The organism is Pseudomonas sp. SB113, from assembly GCF_040754745.1.
GTDB classification, from domain to species: Bacteria; Pseudomonadota; Gammaproteobacteria; order Pseudomonadales; family Pseudomonadaceae; genus Aquipseudomonas; species Aquipseudomonas grimontii.
In genome coordinates, this window is record NZ_JBFMHW010000077.1 from 1 (window position 1) to 663 (window position 663).

General features: G+C 61.8%; 1 pseudogene. It reads right to left on the bottom strand.

What is annotated here, in order from left to right:
• Positions 1-663, bottom strand: a pseudogene (locus tag AB1462_RS31490) (ornithine decarboxylase); the annotation flags it as partial.

A 663-nucleotide genomic window follows, 5' to 3' on the forward strand; every position in this document is an offset into this window, starting at 1 on the left:
GTATGTCGTGGTGTATGCGCCGGTCCCCTCGATCAGCACTTCGTCACCGATGGTGAGCGAAAGCGGCAGCGGATACGGCGTCTTTTCATACATCACGTCCGCCGAGTCGCAGGTCGGTCCGGCAAGCACGCAAGGTGCAACCGCATCGCCGTCGCGCGGCGTCACGATCGGATAGCGGATCGCCTCGTCCATCGTCTCGGCCAGACCGCCGAACTTGCCGATGTCGAGATAGACCCAGCGCACATTGTCATTGTCGGCCTTCTTGGAGATCAAGACGACCTCTGACTTGATGACGCCTGCATTGCCGACCATGCCGCGGCCCGGCTCGATGATGGTCTCCGGAATGGTGTTTCCAAAGTGCTTGCGCAGCGAGCCGAAGATCGCCTGGCCATAGGCCTGCGCAACCGGCACGTCCTTGAGGTAACGCGTCGGGAAACCGCCGCCCATATTGACCATTTTCAGCGTGATGCCTTCTTCGGCAAGCGTTGCGAAAACGCGCTTCGCGTCGCCGAGCGCACGGTCCCATGCGTCCAGATCGGTCTGCTGCGAGCCAACATGGAACGACACACCATAGGCGTCGAGGCCGAGCGACTTCGCATGGCGAAGCACATCGACGGCCATGTCCGGTACGCAGCCGAACTTGCGCGACAGCGGCCATTCAGC